9 protein-coding genes and 1 tRNA gene are annotated in these 7,747 nt (G+C 53.3%); 3 read left to right on the plus strand and 7 right to left on the minus strand.

Annotated elements, in window-relative coordinates; translation table 11 throughout:
- On the plus strand, positions 1-457 hold a 457-nt coding region (locus tag VGK23_02400; GenBank protein ID HEY3419383.1), incomplete at its 5' end, for a methyltransferase MtaB domain-containing protein.
- Positions 458-655: 198 nt separating this feature from the next.
- On the opposite strand, the gene VGK23_02405 is transcribed toward VGK23_02400, so the two are convergent.
- From VGK23_02405 to VGK23_02420, 4 genes are all read right to left on the minus strand, one after another.
- Positions 656-2,296, minus strand: a complete 1,641-nt coding sequence (locus tag VGK23_02405; protein HEY3419384.1) for a methylamine methyltransferase corrinoid protein reductive activase — start codon at positions 2,294-2,296, stop codon at positions 656-658.
- 5 nt (positions 2,297-2,301) lie between these two features.
- Positions 2,302-2,733, minus strand: coding sequence for a hypothetical protein (locus VGK23_02410; protein ID HEY3419385.1), 432 nt, complete (start codon positions 2,731-2,733; stop codon positions 2,302-2,304).
- On the minus strand, positions 2,730-3,332 hold the full coding sequence (locus VGK23_02415; GenBank protein ID HEY3419386.1) for a GTP-binding protein: 603 nt from the start codon (positions 3,330-3,332) through the stop codon (positions 2,730-2,732). Before VGK23_02415 ends, VGK23_02410 begins: the two co-directional genes overlap by 4 nt.
- Before the next feature lie 163 nt (positions 3,333-3,495).
- Positions 3,496-4,341 carry an MBL fold metallo-hydrolase gene (locus VGK23_02420; protein ID HEY3419387.1) on the minus strand — a complete coding sequence of 282 codons (846 nt, stop codon included), beginning with the start codon at positions 4,339-4,341 and terminating at the stop codon, positions 3,496-3,498.
- Between the two features lie 125 nt (positions 4,342-4,466).
- Here VGK23_02420 and VGK23_02425 point away from each other — a divergent pair, with 125 nt between their 5' ends.
- A complete protein-coding gene (locus VGK23_02425) occupies positions 4,467-5,750 on the plus strand; it encodes an amidohydrolase family protein (GenBank protein ID HEY3419388.1) in 1,284 nt (427 codons plus the stop codon).
- 67 nt (positions 5,751-5,817) lie between these two features.
- Here the strand turns inward: VGK23_02425 and VGK23_02430 are convergent.
- A tRNA-Tyr gene (locus VGK23_02430) sits at positions 5,818-5,931 on the minus strand.
- 266 nt (positions 5,932-6,197) lie between these two features.
- Here VGK23_02430 and VGK23_02435 point away from each other — a divergent pair.
- Complete coding sequence (locus tag VGK23_02435; GenBank protein ID HEY3419389.1) at positions 6,198-6,437, plus strand: ribbon-helix-helix domain-containing protein; 240 nt, start codon at positions 6,198-6,200, stop codon at positions 6,435-6,437.
- A gap of 165 nt (positions 6,438-6,602) precedes the next feature.
- On the opposite strand, the gene VGK23_02440 is transcribed toward VGK23_02435, so the two are convergent.
- Both VGK23_02440 and VGK23_02445 read right to left on the minus strand, forming a co-directional pair.
- Entirely contained in the window at positions 6,603-7,361 is a 759-nt protein-coding gene (locus VGK23_02440) for a proteasome assembly chaperone family protein (protein ID HEY3419390.1), read from the minus strand.
- Position 7,362: 1 nt separating this feature from the next.
- Positions 7,363-7,527 carry an RNA-protein complex protein Nop10 gene (locus tag VGK23_02445; GenBank protein ID HEY3419391.1) on the minus strand — a complete coding sequence of 55 codons (165 nt, stop codon included), beginning with the start codon at positions 7,525-7,527 and terminating at the stop codon, positions 7,363-7,365.
- Positions 7,528-7,747 lie beyond the last annotated feature (220 nt).

Consider the following 7,747-nt stretch of genomic DNA (forward strand, 5'->3'; position numbering starts at 1 on the left):
CAACGAGTCGGTTGAATACCACCCGGAGTTCGGTGGCTCATCCGTCCAGTGCTGGCTCGGAGTCATAGGGTACGAAGCGGCCTTGATGAACACCTCGAAGCAGCTGAAGCAGGACAAGGTCCTCAGGGACTTGTACGCCGCTTGTGACTCATACAGGAGCCCAGAAGGCTTCTGCCTGAGGTATGACAACGCCTACAAGATCGGTGAGGCAATTGTCGCAGAGGGAGAAAGCACCTACCTGAGATCAAGGGCAGCCGGTATCAAGGCAGCCGAGTTGATTTCGGAGTCCGCCAAGACCAAGAACGGCCTGAAGCTCTCGAAGCACGAGAGCGACATGCTGAACAAGGTCCTGACCGACTTGAAGGCCCTGCCGGACGAGGAAGCAAAGTTCGTCGACCAGTGCATGAAGGCCTACAAGGACGTCCAGGCGTTCAACCCGAAGAACTACGATCTATAAGCGCGTAGTGATATCCCTTCCAAACCTTTTCCAACCTTTTCCTTTCTTTTCTTGTTTTGTATGATTTCTATGAACGCAAAAGCCATCGATGGCAATTCGTGATCAGAGTAAAAGCTGAAAGAAGAAATAGAAAATAGTTTGGAAATAAGATTTATTTCCTTGATATCAGGAACCTGTACAGTTCTTTTTACACCATGGTCATTTCTTTGCTTTCCTCGTGCTCTGGAGGCCCTTGAACCTGAATACCTTTTCAGGGCATCCGCGTTCGCAGCGCAGACAGGCCGTACCGTTGCACAGATCGGAAGCCACCGTTATCTCCGGTTCTCCGCTCGCATTCTTTTCGACCGTCAATGCTTTCTCCGGGCAATTCTCAACGCACTTCATGCACGATATGCAACCGTCGAAGGTGCCTTTGAGCTTGGTCCCGATGTCAGTGAGGATCTTCAATCCCTTGGTGCCCAGAACCGGTATGTCACGCTGAACGATCTTGTACACATTCGCCTCACGGAACTTCTCTGGTAAAGGCTGGATGCCCATGCTCTGTATGAAGAAGTTGTATGACGAGAGCGGCATTCCTTCCTGCCAAAGGGCAAGCTCCTGGATATAGAGCGTCTCGAACACTTTGTCGGTGGCGAACATGATGTGGTTGGAACGGATGCTGTGGGCCATTTCCTGGAGCGTTTCCATCAGGTTCGGGTCCTTGACGATATCCGTAGCCATCGCCAGCGAGGTGTTGCCTACCTGGTAGATGTTCTTCGGGGTGGGCGGGATCAAGCCCACTCTCTGGGCTTTGAGAGCATCCACGTACGTTCCCGATGCTCCGCTCATGTACATGCTGTCCAAATCGTCGAATGTGATCCCTGCCTTCTCCAGCAGGGTGAAGTGACCTGCCCTCATGGCGCCGAACGCCTTTGCCGCCTCTTGGAAGTCATGGTCGTCAATGTATACCCCATCCTGAAGGTGCAGCTTGCCATCATCAGTCAGGATGTGGGGCGCCTTTATCAGGCCAGTGTCCAATCCAGTGGCGATAGCCGCGATCACTCCGGTACCAGTGACCCCCCTCGATTTTCCGTGCATGTTACCCTGTTCGACCACGTCTCCCGTGGTCGGGTCGACCTTGTCCCCATCGACCGGCATGAGCGTATCGTCCAAAACCTTGCAGCGCCAGTGACCTTCATAGTCGATATCGGAAATTGCACCAGGTGATGCCAACATACCGAAATGGATGGCCTGTCCTTCCATGGCCGGACCGGCAGCAGCGGAACCAGTGTATATCTCATCGCCGACTTTGAGCGCCATCTCGGCGTTGGTTCCGTAGTCGGTGACCAGGCACGGCTCCTTGCGATCAAGCAGCCCGGTCTTGAACATCATGGCGAGAGCATCCGCGCCTATCTCGTGGGCGATCGAAGGGGGAACGTAGACTTGTGCGTCGGGCCCTCCCAGTTCGATACCGAGCGCTTCCGAGGACATGATCCTGGCGTCACGCTTCTGAGGGGTCACGCCTTTGGATTTGAGCGACCTCTCTCCCACGAATGCCAGGTCTCGGAGCTCCATGTTCTGGAATATCGAAAGCTGAATGGGGTTGCCGCACACAGCCAGCCTTTCGACCTTCCTCAGGTCGATCTCAAGCAGTTTGATTAGGCTGTTGATCGTCTCGATCATCAATTCATTTGCGAGGTTCTGGTCCACTTCTATGCAGTAGGTCAGATGGTCCATCACATTCGCCCCTGGGACCGGATGCCTGACGGTCATAGCCGTCGAGATGATCTCTTGCTTGTCCAGATCCAATGCATGCACTCTTGTTCCGCTTGTGCCAACATCTATTGATATTCCGTACATGGGTTTCACTCCCCGTCCTCATGGCAATGATCGTGGTCCTCATGCTCCGCCACTTCAATGGCCATGACCTTCCTCAGGTCCCCGATTCGTTTCTCGATGATCTCCTCAACATGGTGATCATCAACTCCCACAACGGCGGCCATGACCTTGATTGTCCCGCCTGTGATCCGATCTGATTTGATCTCGTCGCCGATATCGATTCCGAGTTCGCTATCCACGATATTGAATCTAACGAATCCGTCATCTACGCGGGCGAAGGCCTTGACATGCCCGATCAACCCGCCTTTCCTCGATTCGACATCCTTGGCCACCGACATCAGGAATTGGCCCACCTCTTTTACGAACACGTCCTTCTTCATGTGGTCGGCCGTGAATGTCATCTCAGCACCGAACGTACCCGCCTCCGCAAGGCTCTTAGAGTCTTCGTCGTCGTTCACAGCGTAGCCTCCTTGGCGATCGTGTCTGCGATATCGTCAAGACCTCTCTCCTCTTTCGCGGAGATGTTCATGATCTGTCCCTTCGAGTTGAGGGATGAGACCAGGTCAGTTACCTCTTGCAGCGTGGCCTCATTGACCAGCTCTATCTTGTTGATAACGATCATGTCTTCGCCCTCGATCTGCCTGCGGAAGAAGAGCTCGCACTCTCTGTATATCTTTTGGGCCCTGAAAGCATCAACGATGACCATGCCATAGCTCTTGTCGGCGTGTATCATTGACCTACGCACTATGTCATTGATCTTGTTCGGCAGGGCAACGCCGGTCGGCTCGATGAAGATCACGTCGGGCTGGTACTCCTTGGCAATGGTCTGCAGCGTGTACATAAGGCTGCCCGAAAGGGAGCAGCATATGCAGCCCTCGGTCAGCTCAACGCTTCTGAGCCCATAGGCATCGATGACCGCTCCGTCCACACCGACCTCCCCGAGCTCGTTGACCACGACCGCCACTCGTTTCTTCTTTTCTCCCAATCTCTTCGCGAGCTTGATTAGCAGGGTGGTCTTCCCGCTGCCCAGGAAGCCCGATATCAGACAGACCATCATCGGCCAACAATCGTAAGGTGTCCATAAAAACCTTTGCTACCCAGCATGGAACTCCATGTGCTAATCCCACGCCATAGTTGATCAAGCCATGCTCACAAACAACTCACAGATCCATCAGAGATCGGAGTCCTCATCGCTGGGAATCTCTATATCGCGGGTCGAATCATAGATCGACGTTGCTGTCGATCTTCCCCTCATCCAGTTCCGGTTCCATCTGTTCGCCATTCTTCGAGACCCGGATGACCTTACCTACGTGTATGTTCATCAGGTCCTCGGCCGCGACCGTTCGTACGCCGGAGTTTTCCTCGATGAACGTCGCCTGCCGATCTGCCCCCTCGTGCACCAGCTTGGCTCCGAAGTGAGTAAGTATTATCATCTGCGGGCGCAGCATCTGGGCGATCTCCAGCGCATCTTCCGTGCAGATGTGGTTGGAAACACGTGACTTGAGCGGGCGGGTCAAACACAGGATGATTATGCGCGAACCGGCGTGTTGCCTTATCACCTCATAATCAAACTCGGTGTCGCTCATGTAGGAGACGGCTCCGTTCTGTGTCCCTAGGACAAATCCCACGCCCGATGGATCGCTGTGCCTGGTGGTGGTAACCTTGACCTCCATGGCACCGATGTTGAACTGGTCTCCGCCCTTTACCGATAGCACCTTCTCCGGGATGGAGCGGTGATAATTGGAAATTGCCGGACCGTGGCCCTCATATCCATCGAGCACGCTTTTCGAACCCACGACCAGACCTCTCTTTTTCAATCCTCCTCGCGTCATCCCCTCGACCAGGACCTCGGCATCAGAATAGTGGTCTGGGTGACAATGCGATATAAGAAGAGCATCGGTCTTGGCGGGGTCCAGGTGCAATCTGCTCATATTGTAGAGTGCGGTCGGTCCAGGATCTATGTGGACCTTTGCCACATCCTTGACATAGATACCACCTGTGGCTCGCACCTGGTAGATCGTGGCGAACCTTCCTCCGCCGGTGCCCAGGAACGTCAAGGTAGTCATGTAACCACAAAAATCCGATTCTTGCTCCCCCAGCCCTTCCGATTGCTTGAATCTTTCGGGTGATGCGTTGTTTTGTGAGGCCAACAAGGATTATCTATTCCGGAGAGGATAGCGAGTCGATCCGGATGTCGACGTTGATCAAGAATGCGCATATAGTGACCCAGAACGCGAAACGTGAGATCCTGAAAGGGGACATTCTTATCGACGGAGGGAAGATCGTAGCCATCGGAACAGTAAAAGATTCCGCTGACCAGGAGATCGAGGCGAACGGTGACGTTGTCATCCCCGGCCTGATCAACACCCATTCCCATGTCGCTATGGCGACAATGAGGGCTGTTGCCGACGATGTCACATTCCCGAACTTTCTTGACCGCGTGTTTGCGTTGGACTCGAAACGCACGGAAAAAGACATCAGGAGCGGGGCAGCCCTGGGATGCCTGGAGATGATCAGGTCAGGCACCACATCGTTCGTAGACCTTTACTATTCCGAGGACGTGATCGGCAAGGTGGTGGAGCAGGCCGGTCTACGAGGGCTGCTCTGCTGGGCAGTCCTGGACGTCGAATACACAACCCAGAAGGGCGTTCCTCTTGACAACTGCAAGAGGTTCTGTGAACAGTTCAAGGACAGCAAGAGAGTGATTCCAGGTATCGGACTGCAAGGAGTCTATGTGTGTTCCACCGAGACCTTCGTATCTTCGAATGAATATTCCAAGAGTTCTGGCAGGCGCATGACCTTCCATCTCTCGGAGACGCGAAAGGAGGTCTATGACCAAAAGAAGAAGGAGGGTCTGCGCCCGGCTGAATATCTGGCCAAGATCGGCGTGCTCAGTGAAAGGTGCATTGCCGCGCATTCGGCGTGGCTGACAATAAACGAGGTCAAGATACTGGGGAGGGAGAAGGTGTCCGTTTCCACCTGCCCCGTCTCCAACATGAAGCTCGCGACCGGGGGTGTCGCTCCGATCCCGGAGATGTTGCAGAACGATGTCAACGTGTCGATCGGCACCGATGGCTGCACTACTAACAACGGATTGGACATGTTTGGGGAAATGAAGACGCTCTCGCTGCTGCAGAAAGCCTCTCGATGGGACCCGACAGTGTTGCCTTCCCAGCAAGTACTGGATTTTGCCACGCTCGGTGGGGCGAAGGCACTCGGCCTTTCCGACATGATCGGTTCAATAGAGATCGGTAAGCGGGCCGACCTGGTCATCATGGATGGTAGGTCGCCTAGCCTCAGGCCGATGCTACCGAACAATATCGTTTCGAATCTGGTCTATTCCGCTGGCAGGGGAGACGTAAAAACAGTCCTCTGCGATGGAGAGATCGTGATGAAGGACCGAGTGGTTAAGAGCATCGACGAGGAAAGGGTCCTGGAGGAATCGGAAGGGGCGATCAGGACCCTTCTTACCTAGTGCAGATCAGCGATTCTACTACTGGACAAGGTATCGACTGAGTCACGATCTTCTTTGAAGAGAAAAGTGGTCCCGACTCCCAGATTTGAACTGGGGACCTGCTGATATCGGCGGCTAAGGAACCGGCAAGCCGGTATGCCCACTACAGTCAGCCGCTCAAGCCAGACTAAGCTAAGTCGGGATTCAGCAGAGTATTACGGAAATCATATTAAACATTTACCGCCCACGATGATATGCATCAGGGACTGGCGATAGTCCGGAGAGGTCGGTGAGAGGTCGCATCGATATCCAGGCAAAATGCTATGCACTTCCAATGCATTATGGATATCCAGATATCTGGATACGACAAATTTTGATTATAAGGACCTAAACTATAAATAGACTCAAAACCTTGACTTGTCTGACAAAAGAGGTCGAACAGACCTTCATTGTCTTAGGTGAGGGAAATTGGAGGAAGCAGATCTAGAAAAGGTGACTCTTCGACTTCCGGCCAGATATATCCGTGCGTTGGACTTTCTGGTTGAGGTCGATGATTTTCCATCTAGGTCCGAGGCCATAAGGGCTGCCATCAGAGACTTCGTCTATGCCAGGGTTGACCTGGTTTCGGACAAGTTGAAGAAGATGGAAGAGGCCGAAAAAACACTTGCCGAAATGGAAAGGTTTGAGGAGAAATACCTAAAGAAGTAGCCTTGTCAGAATGGGATGGGATGCATTCGAAGGGCTGATCACATTTACCTCCCCTTTTATTTTTTTCTTTATTCTATCAGACTCACTCCGTTCTTCAAAAGCATAGGAATGAACTGATCTAGAAATCAATGGAGGAAGAGGTTTCCGACGAGTCTGATCGAGACATCAGCCGATATAACCAAGGTCCTCTTTCTTTGGAGCTATCGGGGCTTCGATCTCCTTTAGTTTAGAGGTGATCGTCTCGATCTGTTCTGCCTTCTCCTCGAGTGCCTTGTAATCGACCTCGACCTTCAGGATCCCGGTCAAGATGCGTAGGACTGCCTCCGCCCCCTTGGGGTCCACGAAATAACCGGAGGTCTCCCCCATAAGGCAGACAGAACGCATCCCATATATCTTCCCCAGTCCCAGCAGCAGGCCGCTCGCTCCCACTATCCCGCTGCCCGGTTCGCCTTTGGAAAAGACAACACCTTTCTCTTTCATCTCCTCGACCAGCTCCTTGTCCGTAGCTGCACCCAGGACGCGAGGTTTTTCGAGCATCTTTCCGACCCCATACCCTCCCAGGGTGTAGATGCGTTTCACGCCCATGCCTTTCATGACCGTGAGCACATGGTCAGAGAGCTCGTATTGGCCTTCCGGAGACAATCCCTGGTAGTCACCGACCAATATGATGAGGTCGGGCCTTTCCCCCTCCCCCTTCACGTAGAACAGTTCGTTGTTGACCAGCCTGATCAGGCCATCGTCATCCACCAGGATCTGCGGCGGGAAGTATTTAGAATAGATGTCGGCGAACTTCGTAGCCTTGAGCTGCTCCACCAAATGCTCGGCTGCCAGTTTGCCCACATTGCCGACGCCGGGTAGGCCTTCGACGAGTATGGGCTCCTCCAATACCGGCATCTCAGTGACGATCATCTTGATGTTATCCATTTCAATCCCTCGATTGCTTGTTCAACATTCTTCTGTACTTGCCGTACTTGTCTTCCGGTGAGTACCTTGGCGGTATGGGCACGATGGTAGCCACGCCGCATTTCGGACATAAGTCGCGCAGCGAGTACTCATCACAATTGGGACATTTTCGCAGCGACGTCTTCATAGCAGTTCCTCTATGGGCTGAAGCTGAATGCGCGCTCCATCAATAAAATATTGCCTCTCGCCGAAGGACTTCACTTGTCCTCGCGGTGGAAGCTGCCTTCTCCGCCTGATTCCTTGACCATGGAGATCACGCTCGCGGTGATCACCTTCATCTCTTCCTCAGCGGATTTGTAGTCCGGCGCGGATAGCACTATGCGGTATTTCGGGGCACCGATGTACTG

It is taken from the genome of Methanomassiliicoccales archaeon (genome assembly GCA_036504055.1).
Lineage (GTDB): Archaea > Thermoplasmatota > Thermoplasmata > Methanomassiliicoccales > UBA472 > DASXVU01.